Annotated in this window: 16 protein-coding genes; 5 read left to right on the forward strand and 11 right to left on the reverse strand. The window is 72.3% G+C overall.

The window, feature by feature from the left end; translation table 11 throughout:
• Nucleotides 1-191: 191 nt before the first annotated feature.
• Entirely contained in the window at nucleotides 192-1,961 is a 1,770-nt protein-coding gene (locus K304_RS0105595; RefSeq protein WP_027762944.1) for a hypothetical protein, read from the forward strand.
• 3 nt (nucleotides 1,962-1,964) lie between these two features.
• Here K304_RS0105595 and K304_RS0105600 read toward each other — a convergent pair whose 3' ends face one another.
• The 4 genes from K304_RS0105600 to K304_RS0105615 are packed head-to-tail and all read right to left on the reverse strand — an operon-like array spanning nucleotide 1,965 to nucleotide 6,968.
• Nucleotides 1,965-3,281 carry a hypothetical protein gene (locus K304_RS0105600; RefSeq protein ID WP_027762945.1) on the reverse strand — a complete coding sequence of 439 codons (1,317 nt, stop codon included), beginning with the start codon at nucleotides 3,279-3,281 and terminating at the stop codon, nucleotides 1,965-1,967.
• The gene (locus K304_RS0105605; protein ID WP_027762946.1) at nucleotides 3,278-3,538 is read right to left on the reverse strand and encodes a hypothetical protein; all 261 of its coding nucleotides are present in this window, start codon (nucleotides 3,536-3,538) and stop codon (nucleotides 3,278-3,280) included. The genes K304_RS0105600 and K304_RS0105605 overlap by 4 nt, the downstream gene beginning before the upstream one ends.
• The gene (locus tag K304_RS0105610; protein WP_027762947.1) at nucleotides 3,535-6,195 is read right to left on the reverse strand and encodes an SUMF1/EgtB/PvdO family nonheme iron enzyme; all 2,661 of its coding nucleotides are present in this window, start codon (nucleotides 6,193-6,195) and stop codon (nucleotides 3,535-3,537) included. Before K304_RS0105610 ends, K304_RS0105605 begins: the two co-directional genes overlap by 4 nt.
• The gene (locus tag K304_RS0105615; protein ID WP_027762948.1) at nucleotides 6,192-6,968 is read right to left on the reverse strand and encodes a methyltransferase; all 777 of its coding nucleotides are present in this window, start codon (nucleotides 6,966-6,968) and stop codon (nucleotides 6,192-6,194) included. Before K304_RS0105615 ends, K304_RS0105610 begins: the two co-directional genes overlap by 4 nt.
• Before the next feature lie 205 nt (nucleotides 6,969-7,173).
• Between K304_RS0105615 and K304_RS0105620 the strand changes: the two genes are divergently transcribed.
• Entirely contained in the window at nucleotides 7,174-7,437 is a 264-nt protein-coding gene (locus tag K304_RS0105620; RefSeq protein WP_027762949.1) for a hypothetical protein, read from the forward strand.
• Between the two features lie 212 nt (nucleotides 7,438-7,649).
• Here K304_RS0105620 and K304_RS0105625 read toward each other — a convergent pair whose 3' ends face one another.
• Nucleotides 7,650-8,081, reverse strand: coding sequence for a VOC family protein (locus tag K304_RS0105625; protein ID WP_027762950.1), 432 nt, complete (start codon nucleotides 8,079-8,081; stop codon nucleotides 7,650-7,652).
• Between the two features lie 155 nt (nucleotides 8,082-8,236).
• On the opposite strand from K304_RS0105625, the gene K304_RS0105630 reads away from it, so the two are divergent.
• Nucleotides 8,237-9,226 carry a DUF3048 domain-containing protein gene (locus K304_RS0105630; protein WP_027762951.1) on the forward strand — a complete coding sequence of 330 codons (990 nt, stop codon included), beginning with the start codon at nucleotides 8,237-8,239 and terminating at the stop codon, nucleotides 9,224-9,226.
• A 112-nt stretch (nucleotides 9,227-9,338) separates the two neighbouring features.
• Here the strand turns inward: K304_RS0105630 and K304_RS0105635 are convergent, their stop codons facing one another.
• On the reverse strand, nucleotides 9,339-10,031 hold the full coding sequence (locus K304_RS0105635) for a maltokinase N-terminal cap-like domain-containing protein (RefSeq protein WP_027762952.1): 693 nt from the start codon (nucleotides 10,029-10,031) through the stop codon (nucleotides 9,339-9,341).
• Between the two features lie 219 nt (nucleotides 10,032-10,250).
• On the opposite strand from K304_RS0105635, the gene K304_RS0105640 reads away from it, so the two are divergent.
• Nucleotides 10,251-11,147 (forward strand): S1 family peptidase, encoded by an 897-nt coding sequence (locus K304_RS0105640; RefSeq protein WP_027762953.1) that lies wholly within the window; start codon nucleotides 10,251-10,253, stop codon nucleotides 11,145-11,147.
• A 166-nt stretch (nucleotides 11,148-11,313) separates the two neighbouring features.
• Nucleotides 11,314-11,892, forward strand: a complete 579-nt coding sequence (locus K304_RS0105645; RefSeq protein WP_027762954.1) for a putative glycolipid-binding domain-containing protein — start codon at nucleotides 11,314-11,316, stop codon at nucleotides 11,890-11,892.
• A gap of 145 nt (nucleotides 11,893-12,037) precedes the next feature.
• Here the strand turns inward: K304_RS0105645 and K304_RS0105650 are convergent, their stop codons facing one another.
• From K304_RS0105650 to K304_RS27465, 5 genes are all read right to left on the reverse strand, one after another.
• Nucleotides 12,038-12,964, reverse strand: a complete 927-nt coding sequence (locus K304_RS0105650; RefSeq protein ID WP_106965526.1) for a MauE/DoxX family redox-associated membrane protein — start codon at nucleotides 12,962-12,964, stop codon at nucleotides 12,038-12,040.
• A 19-nt stretch (nucleotides 12,965-12,983) separates the two neighbouring features.
• Nucleotides 12,984-13,601 carry a hypothetical protein gene (locus K304_RS0105655; RefSeq protein ID WP_027762956.1) on the reverse strand — a complete coding sequence of 206 codons (618 nt, stop codon included), beginning with the start codon at nucleotides 13,599-13,601 and terminating at the stop codon, nucleotides 12,984-12,986.
• Nucleotides 13,602-13,618: 17 nt separating this feature from the next.
• Entirely contained in the window at nucleotides 13,619-14,044 is a 426-nt protein-coding gene (locus K304_RS0105660) for an RlpA-like double-psi beta-barrel domain-containing protein (protein WP_027762957.1), read from the reverse strand.
• Nucleotides 14,045-14,359: 315 nt separating this feature from the next.
• Complete coding sequence (locus K304_RS0105665; RefSeq protein ID WP_027762958.1) at nucleotides 14,360-15,526, reverse strand: lactate 2-monooxygenase; 1,167 nt, start codon at nucleotides 15,524-15,526, stop codon at nucleotides 14,360-14,362.
• On the reverse strand, nucleotides 15,523-16,506 hold the full coding sequence (locus K304_RS27465; protein WP_051307928.1) for a PhzF family phenazine biosynthesis protein: 984 nt from the start codon (nucleotides 16,504-16,506) through the stop codon (nucleotides 15,523-15,525). The genes K304_RS0105665 and K304_RS27465 overlap by 4 nt, the downstream gene beginning before the upstream one ends.
• Nucleotides 16,507-16,828: the final 322 nt, after the last annotated feature.

Genomic DNA, 16,828 nt, shown 5'->3' on the forward strand with positions numbered 1-16,828 from the left:
GCGAAAGCCGGCGCTCGCTCCCGGGACGACATGAGCCGTGACCGGCTGGGTTCCCTGGATGCGCAGGTGTGCCTCTATGACCTGGGCCCGTCTGCTCCCGAATGACGCCCAATCAGGCGGTCGGGTCATAGACTTCGGCTGTGCACGCCGACGCCGCCTGACCGTCGCGTGCTTCGTGGGGGGGAGATCGCATGCAGGATTCTTCGGACTCGACGAAGATCGCCGAGCCTGAGGAGAACGGCGAGAGCCATCCCGCCGACTCCCATGTCATCGACGATCAGACACCCCACCCTGAGACCGACTCGACGACGGCGTCGACGGTCCTCGTGGAGGTGCTCCCCGGGGTCGCTCTCGTCACAGGTGAGATCCCGCCGGAGCTGAAGCCTGATCTGATCGACTTCGGGATCGTGCCGGCTGCCGACCGCAAGCAGATCTCAGCGATCCTCGCCTCGATCGGGAACGCGGCGACCGTGGCGGGCAACTTGGGAAACGCCTTCGCCGGCGTGCAAGGGCTCTACAGGCTCGGCGACACGGCACAGGCCCTGCTGAGGAGCGGCGCGACGCTCGCCGCCAAGGACGGCGGGAACCTCGGAGCAGTGATGGTTCGGGGCCGCATCGTGCATCAGGCCCGTATCCACCCCGTGCAGGCGGTGAGCAAGGCGCAGACCGCGGCCTCGATCGGGCCGGCGCTGGCGATGGTCGCCCTTCAGATGATGCTGAGTGAGGTCTCGGGCCTCGTCAGGACCAACCTCGCGGTGACGAGTCAGGTTCTCACCGCCATCCGCAAGGATCAGTGGGCCGAACTGACGGGGCTCGTCGCCACCATCGATCGCGCGGTCGACCAGGCTCGAGAGATCGAAGCGGTCCCGATGTCCTTGTGGGAGGACGTCGCGGGCAATGGAGCGCTGCTGCAGAAGCAACTCGAGCTCTACCAGGGAAACGTCCGCGAGCATGTCCGTCAGATCGGTCGGACCGGCGCAGGCAACCACCGTGAGTATCTGCAGACGACTGCCGAGGCGATCGCCTTCGACGCACATGCACTCCTGTCCTCTCTCAAGGCATGGACCGGGTATCACGCGCTCCGCGCCGCCAGGGCGAGAGCTGCTGGACGCGAAGACGCCGCCGAGGCGCAGTACGCCGAGGTCATCGCGCGCGACACCCGCGTGGAGTTCGACTCCACTCTCGTCGAGGCGACGACCCTCGTCGACGCGTTGACGAGGGAACTGCGGATCATCGCCGCGCTCCCCGGGCGCGACACGCTGTCACTGCCGGGGAAGCGAAAGGAGTCGAAGGCGGCCCGCCACACCTCGGCTCGCCTTCTGGACGCGATCGAGCCTCTTGCCGATGCCCTCCATCCGCCGGCTCCACCGCTCGCAGCTCCGGATGTCCGCTGCGCACCCGAATCGCTGGACCTCGAGCCGTACCTCCGCATTCTGCGATGGTTTCTCGAGGACGGCGAGGAACTACGTGTCCTCGGCTTCCCCGACCAGCTCGACGCCGTCGGTCCGCTCTCTGCGCTCCTCAGCGGAGCGAAGGAGATGTTTGTGGCAGCGCGGGACAAGACTGCGGCAACGTCGATGGTCGCCGTCACGGATCGCCGTGTCATCACGGCCAAGACGTATGCCTTTCTCGAACGAGGCGAGATCCGGCAGGACATCCCGATCGACCACGTGCGGTACGTCCGAGCAGCGACCGCGGAGGACAGCAGCACGCGTCCGGCCATCGACCTCATCACGCGCGACGAAAGCATCCGGTGGCTCTTCCGCGCCGACATCGACCACACTCATGTGGACGGGCTGGCAGCCGTGCTTGCCGAGTCGATGACCATCCCGGACTCGGAACGACAGGCGCTTCAGCAGCGCCGCCACGCTTCCATCGAGGCGGGCACGAAGAGTGAGAGCACGGGCACGAGGTCTCCGGCACCGAGTGGGTCCGAGGCTACGACCGGCGATGCGCACTGACACCTACTCTCTGCCGCCGTCCGAGCGATGCGTGTCCGCTCTGTCGGTCGGTTGCCCTGGCGCGTAGCCGCCGCGGAGGGAGGAGAGGACGAGCCGGCCGTAGCGGGTGGTGAGGACGGCGGCTGCGAGGGCGAAGGACATGACGAGGGCGATCAGTAGATGGCTCAGGGACTTGTCGTCGAGGACCTGGAGAATGCCGATCGCCGTGCCCAGAGGCAGACCCAGGATGGTGAGCACGCCCAGCGCCCCGCTGATCTGCTGGCTCTCCTGCGTCTGGACGAGTCGGCTGTAGTCGGCCGCCTCGGCGAGGATCTCGTCGAAGCGGGTCGACAGGCGGTGTTGGTTCTGAAAGGCGCGGAGAAGGTCGTTCGCCGCTCCGTGCGCGGTGAGGTGTTGCCGCCAGTAGGTGCTGCGGAAGACCGCGATGTTTCGCTCGAGCCCGGCGACCCTGGCGGCGAGGCGTGGTCCGTTGAAGACCTCGGACAGTGCGTTGGTCAGTTCGTCGATGTGATCGCGTTGCAGCGATCCGAGTAGCAGAGCGTCGAGATAGATGGTGCGGGCGTGCAGGGCCCCGAAGTCGTAGAAGTCGCCCTCACCCGTGTCGGGGCGATGCCCGAGGAAGGCTGCGCCGTGCCGAAGCACGAGCGCACTCCAGTCGGCGGAGATGCGGACCGCTTGGTTGAGCTGCTCGTCGGCGGTCTCGGGTGCGAGGGGGAAGTCCGCCGGTGTCGAACGGGAAGCGAGCTGCCACAGCCAACGGTCCGCCTCGTCATGGAGTACGTTGCTCATCCCGCTGCGCAGAGCGCGGTCGTGCGGAGGCTCCGGCGTCAGGAAGGCGATCGTGTAAGGGCGTTCGATCGCGAAGGTGCCTTCGCTGTCGCGCACTTCGGCCACTTCGCGAAGCAGGGCGCTCGGTGCGAGTGGGCCGGTCAGCGGGTCGGGGTCCGCCGTCCTTCGGTGACCGACGGCCCGCAGTACCGGAAGGAGCGGAGTGTTGACGGTGCAGTGCAGGACTGCCAGTGCGTGGTCGGGGCCGCGCGCGGTCGCCGTCCGCAGCAGCTCCATCGCACGTACACGGATGCCCTCATGCTCGATGGACACGGTCCGGTGCCAGCGGCACGGGCGCCCAGGGGTGCCGTAGAGCGCTCTTGCGGAGGCCGGAGCGAAGTAGGTCGACCGGGTGGCCGTGTCCGTTCTGCGGGTGCCCAGTTCGAACGGGTACGGGCCTTCGTCCCACGCGGGGGTGCTGAGAAGCCTGACGGGGAGGACGACGGTGAGTTCCTGGCGCGCGCCGGTGACGCTTTCGAGGTCGTCGGTCACCGGTAGAACTCCGCAGGGTCGGGCTGGTCGAGACGGATGACGAACTCCGCGCGGCCGGGGTTGTCTGCGGAGGCGTGGAAGCGCACGTGCTCACCGGTGCGGATCGTGCGGAAGCCTTCCGTCACGATGTCGGTGTAGTCGAAGCTGTAGTGGTGCCCGTTCGCTTCGTCGCGAACGATGTACGCGCCGACCGATCCGGTGAGGCCGCCTCCGCTGGGCCGGCGGTCGACGATGACGCCCTCGTGTGCTGGGCTCATGTGCCGACCGCCTCCGTTGCGGACTCGTCGTGGGAGAGGTCTTCGACGCAGCGGAAGCCGACGGCGTTGCTGCCGCCGCGCTTGCGGTAGATGCCCTTGCTGCTCGCCTGCACGGCGCGGAGCGGATTGTCGTAGCTGCCACCACAGATGACGGCTTCACCGGCGTCGTCGAGGCTGGTCGCCGTCCACTCCCAGACATTGCCGGACATGCCGACGACGCCGAACGGCGACTGGTTCGCGGGGTGCGCGTCCACTGGCGTGACCCAGGCTCGGCGAACGGCGTCCTGGGCGAACTCCTGCCGCCAGGCCTGGAAGGTCACCACCGGGTGACCGACCCACGCGTCCGCACAGTTGATCGGAGCCTCCCCCGAGTCGTCGCCCCAGGGGAAGAGGCGCCCGTCGGTTCCCCGCGCCGCGGCTTCCCACTCCAGGGCGGTGGGCAGCCGCTTTCCCTCGAACGCAGCGAAGGCGTATGCGCTCCACCAGTTCACGCACGTCGCCGGGTACGCGTCGTACGCGGGGTCGGAGTAGTAATCGGCGACGCGGAGTCTGTCGGTCCACGGCAGGTGCGTGACGTGGGACGGCTGGTCGGGGTGGTCCCACGGGGACGTGCCGTCGGGGCGGAGCGTTTCGAGAAAGCGGCGATAGCGCCGGACGGTGACCGGGTGACGGTCGAAGCGGACCGACCGCCTCACGCTGCGCAGGAGGAGACGTTCGGCCGGGCCGACGAGGTAGAGACCTGGGGGCAGCACACAGTCCTCCGTCGCGGAGGTGGGCTGCGGTATGCGTGCAAGGAACGCCCGCGTCTGCTCGGTGAGGAACGCCTCGCCTGGCAGCTCGGCCGCCGCCTCCAGGCCGGGTGAGGTGGCGAGGAAGCGCGAGGCGAGCAGTTCCTGGTAGGCGCTGTGGACGAACGCCACACTGTCCTGTCCTGCCGGTCGGAGTACCGGCGAGAGGACGCAGGCGGTGAAATCGATCTGCCCGCCGGTGAACGCCTCCGGCCCCAGCTCGCGGTGCAGGTCGAGGAGCGAGAACGTGGTCCGGTCCGCAAGGAACGCCGCACCGAAGACGGCTGGGAGTCGTTCTTCCAGCTCCCGGCACCCGGCGTCGTCCAGCACCTGGCTCAGGTGGGCGGCAAGTAGCGCGTCGAACGCCTGCGGCCCGGTGCGGCCGAGTGTGCTCGCAAGTCGCCTTTCCAGCGGTGTCGTCTCCGGCTCGGTAAGGCGCACGACGTGGAAGTGCGGTACGCGGGCCGGGTCGACGCCGTTGGCGTACATCTGCTCGACGAGCTGCTCGGAGCGTGCTGCTCCGCTGTCGAGCAATTGTCGTACCTGCGGGGAGTCGGCGAGGAAAGAGACGCGGGAGCTCATCACGACCGCCGACTCGGCTGACAGCACCGGGGCGAGGTCCGCGAATAGGTCCAGGAATCCTGCTGGGCTGGCCTCGCGGACTCCCTCGTCGACGGCGTCCAGCAGGCAGAGCGCGGAGCCGGACCGGATGAGGTAGAGGAACAGCTCGTAGGCGCGCGAACGGTCGGCTCGCATGCAGGGAGCCAGGAGGCGGGCCGCGTACTCGGCGAACGGCTCGCCCTTCGGTTTGAGTCCGAGGTCGAAGTAGAAGCGGAACTTCCGTGTCGTGTCGTTCGCGGCCAGCGAGCGGAGCAGCGTGCTCTTCCCGCAGCCGGGCCGGCCGACCAGCAGGACGTTCGCGCGCACCTCTGTCAGTTGCGCGAGCAGAGCGGCGGCGTCCTGGGAGTCCTGGAGGCGGTGCTCGCCGGTGCGAGGGTCGGTGGACAGGGCCGCCGCCCGTACCGGGAGATGCGGCGACGCTCGGCTTGTGTCGACTTCAGCGGCCGCGAGGTGTGAGTCGAGGTCCACGAGGGTGCCGACGAACGTGTCGAAGCCGATGATGCGGTAGTCCCGTCCGAGGACGTCCGCGAGCCGGTCGCCTCCGTCGCCTTCCTGGTCGAGGACGACGAAGCGGGTGAGTTTCGGCAGCCGGGTCTGCAGCAACTCGCCTCCTTTGGAGGTGAGCACGGCCCGTAGGTCGCCGGCGTCCTGGGAGAGCATGAGTTCCACGTACTCCAGGCGCATGCCGGACTCGCGACAGAACAGCTGGTAGACAGTGTCGGGGGTGAGCACGAAGCGCTTCGCCTGGCGATAGCCCAGCGTCACGTACAGTCCGGCGAGGAACTCGCAGCGACGGGCCACCTCGGGAGCCGTGCGCGGCTCACCGCCGAGCAGAGCGGGGCTGCCGGTGTGGGTGAACCATACGAGCACGTCCACGAGCCGCCGCACGGCCAGGAGGCCGTCTTCCTCGGAGATGTCGTATCCGTCATGTGTCGAGCGGTTGCGGAGCCGTCGAATGTCTTCGAGCGCGTCCAGCACGGTGCTGCTGCGGATGTGCGGCTTGCACCGCTTGACCAGGTCGTTCAGCGCTCGGCTGGACGGGTCGCCCTCGATGCCGTGGTGGCGCCACAGCTCCTTGAGTAGCTTCTCGGCCAGCTTGCCGATCAGCGCGACGGCGTTCTCGGGGTAGCCGTCGTCGAGGCTCCGTAACGGTCGCTCGAGGTCCAGCCCGAGATGGTCGGCGATGCGTGAGTGGTCGTCCAGCTCGGTGCGCAACCTCTCCAGGCGGTCGTCCACCCTGCTGCTCACTGCCGGCCCTCTGCCTTCACACCCAGCACGAACGCGAACCGGTCCGGGAAGACGAGCACCGGCTTCGGATGCGCGGCACGCATCTCCTCGATGCCCGCTTCGATCTCGCTGTCACTGAAGGTCGAGAGCAGCGACATGTACCTCGCCCGCACCATGTCGATGTACTTCTCGCGGTCGAGCCGCAGCTCGTGCTCGACGTGGAACAACCGGGCGTCGAGGCCGGCTGCCCGAAGATGGCCCGTGATGTGGTCCGGGTCCGGTTGCAGTTCCTCGAACCGGTCCAGGGCGGCGCGGAAGAGTGGATACTCGATGGTGGACGGCAGCATCGCCACCAGCACCCGGCCGCCGGGAGCAAGCAGCTCGGCCAGCCCTGTCAGGGTGGGGGCGGGGTCAGCGATGTGGTGCACCGATTCCTTGAGCCACATCGCGTCGAGTTGCTCGTAGGGAAGCTGGACGCGGCCGGAGGCGATGTCCTCGGCTGATGCGGTAAGGGGTGCGAGCCGTGACGCCGCATCGGCGCCTACCTGGCGCAGCATCGGCTCCGAGGGGTCGGCGCACACGATGGGTTGCTCGGGGTGGATCAGCTGCTCGACCTCACGGGCGAAGAGGCCCGTCCCGCAACCGATGTCGGCGATGCGGTCGGTCGACGACAGGCTCAGGGCCCCTGCGATGCGCGCCGACATCCAGGGCACGTAGCCCGGCCCGTACACCCAGTTCTCGTCGTACTTGGCAGCGAGCTCCTCGTAGTGCCCCCGCACGTCACGCCGCTCCACGTTCCCCCTCGCACTGGTTCGCCAGTCTCACCCCGGCCAGGCTACCGGCTGCCGTACACGGGTGACATGGGGTGATTTCCAGCCACGGGCGGGCTGTTGCTGATGCCGCCGCTCCCCGAGCCGGTAGGCGCGACGGCCGGCGCGGAAGCTCGGGTAGGTGGTCCCGGGCCGGGCTCGTCGACGTCCTCGTGGTGGCGGCCTTTCGGTGAACCCGCCGGTCGGGTCGACACCTGGATTTCCGGGGCCCGGTGGGGGAGGCCGGGACCCGGAGAACCGGGGCCCGGCCGACCGCCCCGCGCCCGGGGTCGACGCCTGGCTCGCCTCGGGCGTCCGTCCCGCGCGCATCACCGGCACTCTCACCGCCGACCTGCCGGCGAGCTTCCGCTCCCGCCCCGCAGCCATCCTGGCCTGGCGCCTGGCCGAACTCCGCCACGGGCACCCGCAGTCGGACGCCGTCGAAGCGGGCTGACGACCGGTCGCCCGGAAGAGAATCCACACCCTTGGTGTCAAGGAGCTCTACGAACCCGCCAAGACGGAGGGACAACGAACGACCGGCTGGGCTTGTGGGTCGGCGCCCGCTCACGCCCAGTCCGGCTGAAGGCTCGGGCGAGGGCCAGGGGGCGGAGGGCGCGTGCTCGGTGGCTGCCAGGGCCCGGACGACGGGCCGCTTCCCGGCGCCGGTCAGGTCTCGCCGAAGTCCGGCAGCACGAGCGCCCCGTCGTCCCGGAGGGCGAACCCGGGGTTGTGGGCGATCTCCCAGACGTGCCCGTCCGGGTCGCGGAAGACCCCGGCGTATCCGCCGTACGCGGTCGCCGCAGGCTGCCGGGTGACGGTGGCCCCGGCCCGTCCTGCCGCGGCGACCAGCTCGTCCACCTCGGCGCTGGAGCGGACGTTGTGCGCCACGGCGACACCGCCGAAGCGGGCGCCGTCGTCGGTGACGCCGCAGTCCTCGGCCAGCTTGTCGCGTCCCCACAACACCAGGGCCAGGCACCCGGCCTGGAAGAAGACGGTCTCCTCGACCTCCTGGCCACGCCACCCCAGTGCCTCGTAGAAGGCGCGGGCGCGCGGCAGGTCCTCGACGCCGAGGGTGAGCAGGCTGATGCGCTGTTCCATGCGGGAGAGGGCATCACGCCCGCAGCCGGAGGACGCGAAACGACACGTGAGGATTCGGGGCGGAACGGTGCCGGACGTGTTGACGGTGGCGACGGAAGCCGGGTGATGTTGACGCTGTCCAGTCAAGCCTCCGACGGAAGGCAGGCGTCCCCCACATGCCTGGCATCACCCCGCTTCGCCGCCCCCGGTACGCCGGCCGGCTGCTCACCGCCGCGCTGGCGGCCGGAGCCCTCACGTTCGGCGCGACCGCGCACTCCGCACCGGGACCCGCCGCGGACTCCGACCGCGCACGCCCCGCGGCCGGGGCCACCTCACCCTTCACCGGACTGCCGGCCGAGCCGGCCCCCGTGCTCGCCGTGAAGGTCGACAACCACCGCGGCGCCCGGCCGCACACCGGCCTGGACCGCGCGGACATCGTCGTCGTCGAACAGGTCGAGGGCGGACTGGGCCGGCTGATCGGCGTGTACGCGAGCGACGTGCCCGACGCAGTCGGCCCGGTGCGCAGCGCCCGCGACTACAACGTCGAGCAGCTCCGCATGTTCGACCGTCCGGCCCTCGCCTACTCCGGCGCGGCGGAGGGCGTCGAAGAGGTCATCCGCAACTCGCCGCTGTACGCGCTGTCGCACGACACCTTCCCCGCCGCCTACTACCGCGATGCGGAGGGCGAGGCGCCGCACAACCTCTACGTGCGTCCCGCCGATGTCCTCGCGGAGGCGCCGGACGCGAGCCTGAGCGACGACATCGGCTTCCGCTTCGCCGACGACGCACCGGAGGAGGGCGCACCCACCACGACCGCCGGTGTCGAATACCCCGCCTTCCGCGCGGACTTCACCTGGTCCGCGGAGGAGGAGAGGTGGCTCGCCTCCTTCGACGGCGCGCCTGCCGAGACCGCGGACGGCGGCCGCCTCGGCGGCCGCACCGTGGTGATACAGGAGGTCGAGATGCGGCCCTCGGACGTCAACCCCGCCACGCCGTACATCGAGACCGTGGGGGAGGGGAGCGCCACCGTCCTGCGCGACGGCCGGGCTTACGAGACGACGTGGCAGCGCCCCGACGCGACGTCGGGCACCGCGTTCGTCCGCCCGGACGGCGAGCGGATGCGGTTCGACCGCGGCCAGGTGTGGATCGTCTACAAGGAGGCGTGACCCGGGCACGGATCGCGGCGCGGTTCCCCGGGCCGGCCGCCGACCCGGCCGCCGACCGGCCCTCCCGGCGGCGGCCGGCCTGGTTCACGCGGCGCCTTTCAGGCGCCGTCGTTCACGCGGTGTCGTCCTCCAACAGCAGGAACGTGCTGCGGGCTTCGGTGCCGTCCGGACGGTGCCAGGGGGCGGAGACACGGGCGCGGGTGCCGGCCGGGTCGGCGGCGGGTTCGCCGGCGGGCAGGACGCGGGCCACGGTCAGCGTGCGGCGCGGCTGCTCCTGCGCGTCCTCGGCGCCGGTGCGCAGGACCACGCCGGTGCCGTGCGGCGGACGCTCGGCGACGCCCGCCGCCTCCAGCCCGGCCGGCAGACCGTCCGCCGGCCCGTGCACGGTGACGGCGGGGTCCGGAGTGCCGGACTCGCTCTGGGCCTGCGGTTCGGCGCGGCCCCGGAGGAGGGCCAGTACCTGGGCGACCAGCACCGGGTCGTGGACGCCGTCGTAGATCCAGCGTCGCCCCAGCACGCCGTGCTCGGAGGTGCCCAGCAGGGCGTGCTCGGCGCCGTCGAGCGGCGCACCGCGGTAGCTCAGCGGAAGGTGGTACGCCACCGTCCGCTCACCGGAGGCGTCTGTGACCACCATGAACTCGATGCCCACCTCGCCGGCCGGGTCGTCGAGCCGGAATCCGCCCGCCTTGGCGAGTTCCGGCTGCCGGCCGCTCCCGGCGCCCGCGTACCAGGGGCGGCCGGGCAGCCACGCGGCGACGAGCTCGAGCTTCGTGGGCGTCATCGTGGTCCTGTGAATGACAGACATGCCTGCTGAACCCCCGGCGTGCCGAGGGTGTTCCCGGCGTACGGCGGCGGGGCAAGCCGGGGCGGGCCGGTCGGGTGGACCGGTGTGGCGCCGGGGCGTTCTCCGGCGTGCCGGGGGGACGGAACGGTTGAACGGGGCACTTCTTCCAGCGCTTTGCCGGGGCCGCGCTCACACCCCGTGAGGGCGGACCTCAGACGCCACTCTCCTGATGGAGGAAACGTGATCAAGCGCACCCCCCACACCGCCGCATCCGGGAAGCGCCGCCTGCTGGCGCGCGGCTCCGCCCTCGCGGCGGCCGCCGCGCTGGCGCTGCCGGCCGCGGCGAGCGCGGACGCCCCCACCCCGCCGACCGTCGCCGAGTTCGCCCGTGCGAGCGAGGCGATCCTGCAGGCGGACGTCGCCGGCACGGCCTGGCACGTCGACGACCGGGCCGGCACCCTGGTGGTCACCGCGGACCGCACGGTGTCCGACAAGGAGATCGCCTCGCTCAAGGACGCCGTCGGCGCACCGATGAGCGACTCGATGCGGGTCGAGCGCACGGAGGGAGAGTTCCGGCCGTACGCCTCCGGCGGTGACGCCGTCCACTCCGGACGGGCGCGCTGCTCGCTGGGCTTCAACGTGCGGAAGGGCGGCGAGTACTACTTCCTCACCGCCGGCCACTGCACCGAGTCGGCCACGCAGTGGGAGGACGGCTCCGGGAACGTGCTCGGCCGCACGACCGGCTCCAGTTTCCCGAGTGACGACTACGGCATCGTCCGGTACGACGACTCGGCCACCGAGCCGCCCGGCACGGTGGGCTCGCAGGAGATCGACCGGGCCGGCACGGCGACGGTCGGCCTGCAGGTCGAGCGCCGCGGCAGCACGACCGGCACCCACAGCGGCCGGGTCACCGCCCTGGACGCCACCGTCAACTACGGCAACGGCGACGTCGTGCGCGGCCTGATCCGTACGACCGTGTGCGCCGAGCCGGGTGACAGCGGCGGGCCGCTGTACGACGGGACCACGGCGCTCGGCCTGACCTCGGGAGGCAGCGGCGACTGCTCCGGCGGCAGCGCGACGACCTTCTTCCAGCCGGTGAACGAACCGCTCCAGCGGTACGGCGTGGAGGTCTACTGACACGTCCGGCCCGGTCGGTCCGCGCCCGTCCGCCGCCCGCTCGCCTCGTCCGCCGGGGCGAGCGGTCGGCGGCCGGGCGGTCGGCGGCGGTCGTGCGGGCCGGATACGCTGCACGCACGACGGCCGCCCGCCCGCCGCCCGCCCTTCCCCGACGGAGGTAGCGCGCATGACGACCCGGCGACACGTGCTGACCTGGGAGGTCCCGGCCGGCGACGCCACCGGCTGGGAGACCGCCTGGGTGGAGTCCTCCGGCAGCGCCCTGCATGCCCACGGGCGTGCCTTCGGCCTGCGCCCCGACCCGTACTGGCTCACCTACGAGCTGGAGACCGGCCCGGAGTGGGTGACCCGTACGATGCGCGTCACCGTGGAGGCCGAACACGCGGTGCGGCGCCTGGAGTTGACCCGTGACGAGGACGGGGTGTGGAGCGCCGACGGCGAGCCGCTGACCGGGCTCGGCGAGGCGCTGGACTGCGATCTGGGGCTGTGTCCGCTGACCAACACCATGCCGGTGCTGCGCCACCGGCTGCACGAACGGCCTGGGGACCGGTCGCTGGTGACGGCCTGGATCTCGGTGCCGGACCTGGTCGTGCGGGCGTCGCGGCAGCACTACACGCACCTGGGGGAGTGGCCGGGGCGGTCGCGGGTGCGGTTCGCGTCCGGCACCTTCCGCAGCGACGTGACGTTCGACCGGGACGGCTTCGTCGTCGACTACCCGCAACTCGCCCGCCGCGTGTCGGCCGCCTGAACGGAACGGCGAGGCCGCGGGCACACACCGCCGCCCCACGGTGTCGAGGAGTGCGGCGCACCGTCCGGTCCGGGGGCGACCACGCGAGCGGAGGCGGGCGGCGGGCGGCGCCTCGACGGAAGCGCCGCCCGCCGCACCGCGCCCGTCAGCCGGACAGCGGCAGCGGCCTGCGCCCGGTGAGGTCCGGCAGGGCGCCCGCCACCGGCCGCCCGGTCGTCTCGTCGACGACCGTCACCCGCACCGCCGGCACCGGCGTGCCGTCGACCGTGGCCCGCGCGTCCAGGGCGAACAGCACGGACACCGGCCGTGCGTCACGTGCGCCGGTGTCGTGCGCGCCGGTGTAGTGCAGGAAGCGCCAGCCGTCGTCGTCCCAGTGGTCGGCCAGCCCGGACCGTACGATCCCGGAAGCCGACTCCCAGGCCAGCGAGCGCTCCAGGAGTTCCACGGTCGCCTCCACCGGCACGTGCGCCGGGTCCCCGTCGCCGCCGAGCGGGTGGCCGAGGAGCCGCAGCCGCAGCCGTCGCAGCGGCAGCAGGTAGCGGTCGGGAGGGGTGAACAGGCCCGCCGCGACCAGCCCGTACGCCGCCAGCACGCCCGCGGCCGCGAACGGGTGCCCGGCGAGCGCGTCCCACCAGGGCTGCCACCGGAACGCCGGGCCGGCGACCACGGCCGCACCGCCCGCGACCACCAGCCCGGCCCGCAGGAAGGCGCGCGGGCCGACGGGGACGTCCTCGCGCGCCGTGCAGCCGCACGAGGACTCGGGGGCTGTGACCTTCGCCCAGGTGAGGTAGCCGGTGAAGCCCGCACCGAGGCAGAACGCCGCCGGGCCGGTGACGGCCGCTCCGGGAGCCGCCAGCAGGGCGGCGGCGACGGCGAGTTCTGCCGCCCCCACCGCCCGCAGGGCGCGGACCGCGCCGCGCAGGTCGCCGAACGCCCGCTCCAGCGCGGTGCCCGCCGCCTGCCGTTCGGGTGAACGGCCGAACAGTTTCCCCGCGCCGCTCCACCCCAGCAGGGCCCCCAGTGCGAGCGGCACCAGGGACAGGAACGGCACGGCCGTGGTCGTCGCGTTCATCGGGTGTCCGCCTCCCGCCTCAGTGGCCGACGGTGACGCGGACGACGTCGATGGAGTCGTCGCGCGGCCGCCAGGCGCCCAGGACCTGCGCGTACTGGCCGATGCGCAGCCGGGACAGGTCGGAGGTCAGGGCGCCGCCCGCGTACGAGGCGGCGGTGGTGTCCTTCACCAGCCGTCCGACGATCTCGTGGTCGTCGTGGGACAGGTGCAGGCGGTCCTTGGCGATGCCGCGGATGGTGCAGGCGAGATTGACGATGTTCACCCACACCGCGTCGGCGGCGATGCTGCCGTCCGGCATCCTCACGCCCCGGGCGTAGAGGCCGTCGCCGGGCTCGATCGCGTCGGCGGTGGTCGGGTGGACCTTCCAGATGCTGGTGGCGTTGGTGAGCTGGATGCGGTGGCTCTCGCCGTGCGAGCCGGCGACCTCCAGCATGCTGCCGTTGCGGCCCATGACCCGGCCCTCGGCGAACGAGGTCTCCTTGACGGCGGGGTCGAGCGGCTCGGTGGGGGCGGCGAACGCGGCGTCCGCGTCGAGCGCGCCGAGTGCGGAGGCGCCGACGACGGTGGCGCCGCCGAGGGCCGCGGTGGTGAGGAAGCGGCGCCGGTCGACGCCCTGCCGGGTGGTGTGCTCGGTCATCTCGGTCGTCCCCTCTCTCACTCGTAGATCCAGACGGGCAGCTTGCCGGAGCTGAGGCTGCCGATGGCGGAGTAGGCGGCCGGGGTCAGGTCGAGGATGCGGTTGACCCGGCACTGCCCGCCGCAGCAGGCCTGTTCGCCGCAGAAGCTCTTGGTGCGGGGGCCGCAGTCGGTGATGGTGATGCAGACCTGCGCGCCCGTGCACTGGTGCTTGACGTTCATCACGCTGCCGCAGCCTCTTCGCGGGATGTTGCCCTCGCCGCAGAGGTCGGGGCGGGTGATGTCGTAGCAGGCCTGCGAGGCGTAGGGCCAGGCGCCGTGGTTGGCGGCGGAGCGGCAGTTGCCGCAGGCGCCGCCCCCCGCGGAGCCGCAGGGGCCCCAGGCGTTGCCGCAGCAGAACCAGGTGGCCTCGCCGCGCCAGAGATAGGTGGATCCGCATGCCATGGGTGGTGCTCCTTCCGTCGTGTCCGCTGTCCGGCCGCGACCCGCCAGAGAGTGGCGTGAGCATGACAAAACAGCGCGCTGAAGCTGCGCCGGTGCAGGACACTCCGCAGGAGACGGACCGGGCGGTGGCCGTGTGCGCAGAGGGTGCGGGGTTGCGACGGCGAACCGCGAGGTGGGGGTTGCGCCGCGTGGGGCGGGCAGTGCGGTCGAGCAACGCCATGATGCCGCGCGGCACGCGGCGCCGGAAGGGGGCGCGCACACCTGGAGCCGTTGCACTTCGGTCGACCTGGTCGTGGCGCCCCCGGAACACGCAGGTCAGCCGAAGTGCAACGCGTCCGGACCGAGTTCGGCGGGCGAGCGGTGCCCGGACAGGCCCAGGGTCAGGTCCAGGTCCGCGAGCAGGCAGCGCAGCACGTGCCGTACGCCCTCCTCGCCGCCGTGCGCCAGCCCGTACGCGTAGGTGCGGCCCACCAGCACCGCCCGCGCGCCGAGGGCGAGCGCCTTGAGCACGTCCGCGCCCGTCCGCACGCCCGAGTCGAACAGCACCTCCAGCCGGTCCCCGGCCGCGGCGACGACGGCGGGGAGCACGTCCAGCGAGGCCACGGCGCCGTCCACCTGCCGCCCGCCGTGGTTGGACACCACCACGCCGTCCATTCCCGCGTCGGCCGCCCGCCGCGCGTCGTCCGGGTGCTGCACGCCCTTGAGGACGATCGGGCCGTCCCAGTGCTCGCGGAGAAACGGCAGCCGGTCCCAGGTCTTGTCCGTGCCCGTGAACATCGGCACCCAGCGCAGCACCGCCGCGATCACGTCCTCCTCCGGCGTCGTGGCCAGCCCGGCGCGGAAGGCCGGGTCGGAGAACGGGATCGCCGTGCCCACCCCGCGGATGAACGGCAGGTACGACCGGTCCAGGTCGTTCGGACGCCAGGCCAGCGTCCAGGTGTCGAGCGTGACGACGAGCGTGGAGTAGCCGTGCGCGCGGGCACGTTCGAGGATGCTGACGCACACGTCGTCGTCGTTCGGCCAGTAGAGCTGGAACCAGCGCGGTCCCTCGCCGCTGGCCTCGGCGACCTCCTCCAGCGTGTGCGAGGAGGCGGTGGACAGCACCATCGGCACGCCCAGCCCGGCGGCGGCGCGGGCGGTGGCGAGTTCGCCGTCCGGGTGCACGATCGACTGCACGCCCACGGGCGCGAGCAGCACCGGCGCCGGGAGCCGCTGCCCGAGCACGGTCGTGCCCAGGTCGCGTGCGGTCGCGCCGGTCAGCATCCGCGGCACCAGGCGCTGCCGGTCGAACGCCTCCCGGTTCGCCCGCGCGGTCGCGCCGGAGCCCGCCGCCCCGGCGACGTACCAGAAGGGCCCGTCCTCCAGCCGCTCCCGCGCGGAGGACTCCAGCGCGGTCAGGTCGGTGGTGAAGGGCGGCAGCCGGTCCTCGAGCCCGTGCAGGTAGATCTCGTTCTGGTAGTCGCCGAAGCGGGGTGCGCTCACGTCGGGTCTCCCTCCACGCGCCGCCCCTCCGGGGCCCGGGCGCGTCCCGGTCGGTCGATGCGGGCCGCCGCACCGGACACGTGCACCCGCGCGTCGCCGTCCCGCAGGTCGACGGTGAGTACGCCCGGCCGGCCCATGTCCTCACCCTGATGGAGAGTGAGGGTACTCCCCGCCGGTACGAGGCCCAGCTCCCGCGCGTAGCCGCCGAACGCCGCCGCCGCGGCCCCGGTGGCCGGGTCCTCCACCATGCCGCCGACCGGGAACGGATCGCGCACGTGGAAGGTGTACGCGTCCGCCGGGTCGCGCCACACCAGCTGGAGGGTCGTCAGGTCCAGCCGCAGCATCAGCGCCTTGAGCCGTTCGAAGTCGTAGGCCAGGGCGGCGAGTCGGCCGCGCGTCGCGGCGGCCAGGACGAGGTGGCGTGCTCCGGCGAAGGCGATGCGCGGCGGGACGCGCGGATCGAGGTCCGCCTCGGCCCAGTCCAGCGCGGCGAGCGCCTCCGCGAGATCCCCTGCGGCCACCGGTTCGCTGTGTGGCGCGACGCTGCTGAGTGTCGCGCGCAGGGCACCGCCCCCGCCGGCCTCGCCACCCCGTCCGGTGCCCTCGCCACCCCGTCCGGTGACCGTCACCGGGACGGGACCGACGGGGGTGGTGAACAGCATCGCGCCCGCCCCGTGCCGCTCGGCCAGCGCGACGGCCGCCGCGACGGTGGCGTGGCCGCAGAAGGGCACCTCGGCGAGCGGGCTGAAGTACCGCACCCCGTACGCCCGCCCGGCGTCCGCGGGAACCGCGTCCGCCGGGCCGGCGGGCGGCGGGGTGAGGAACGCGGTCTCCGAGTAGCCGACCTCGGCGGCGATCGCGAGCATGTCGGCGTCGGAGAGTGCGTCCGCATCCAGCACGACACCGGCGGGGTTGCCGCCGTCCGGGCTCTCGGAGAAGGCGGTGTAGCGCAGGACCTCGGCACCCCTGATCGTCGTCATGATCGTTTCAACCGCCGGATCCGGCACCGTATTCCGGCCGGGCCACCGCCTCCCCTCCGGGGCTCCCCGATGTGGAACGCGTCACGCGCGGCCTCCGACGGCACGCCGCACGCGGGCGCCGCGCGTACCGGCCGCTGCACAGGAAGCGCCCCGGTACGCAGGGCGCCGTCGCGGATCGTTGCTGTTCAGGATGGTTTCCCACGGGATCCGTGCACCGGTCCGCCCCGGCCGGACGGCCTGTGCCGGGCGGCGGAGCGGCGGCGAGGCCCCACCCCGCCGGCGACCGGGCGCCGAAACCGGCTGGGCGACCGGGGCGATCCCT

It is taken from the genome of Streptomyces sp. CNS606, from assembly GCF_000426325.1.

Bases quoted from the DNA above. Each gene is read 5' to 3' on its own strand.
- K304_RS0105660 (WP_027762957.1), bottom strand. From the start codon at position 14,044: ATGGCATGCGGATCCACCTATCTCTGGCGCGGCGAGGCCACCTGGTTC.
- K304_RS0105630 (WP_027762951.1), top strand. From the start codon at position 8,237: ATGCCTGGCATCACCCCGCTTCGCCGCCCCCGGTACGCCGGCCGGCTG.
- K304_RS0105655 (WP_027762956.1), bottom strand. From the start codon at position 13,601: ATGACCGAGCACACCACCCGGCAGGGCGTCGACCGGCGCCGCTTCCTC.
- K304_RS0105605 (WP_027762946.1), bottom strand. From the start codon at position 3,538: ATGAGCCCAGCACACGAGGGCGTCATCGTCGACCGCCGGCCCAGCGGA.
- K304_RS0105625 (WP_027762950.1), bottom strand. From the start codon at position 8,081: ATGGAACAGCGCATCAGCCTGCTCACCCTCGGCGTCGAGGACCTGCCG.
- K304_RS0105650 (WP_106965526.1), bottom strand. From the start codon at position 12,964: ATGAACGCGACGACCACGGCCGTGCCGTTCCTGTCCCTGGTGCCGCTC.
- K304_RS0105595 (WP_027762944.1), top strand. From the start codon at position 192: ATGCAGGATTCTTCGGACTCGACGAAGATCGCCGAGCCTGAGGAGAAC.
- K304_RS0105645 (WP_027762954.1), top strand. From the start codon at position 11,314: ATGACGACCCGGCGACACGTGCTGACCTGGGAGGTCCCGGCCGGCGAC.
- K304_RS27465 (WP_051307928.1), bottom strand. From the start codon at position 16,506: ATGACGACGATCAGGGGTGCCGAGGTCCTGCGCTACACCGCCTTCTCC.
- K304_RS0105635 (WP_027762952.1), bottom strand. From the start codon at position 10,031: ATGTCTGTCATTCACAGGACCACGATGACGCCCACGAAGCTCGAGCTC.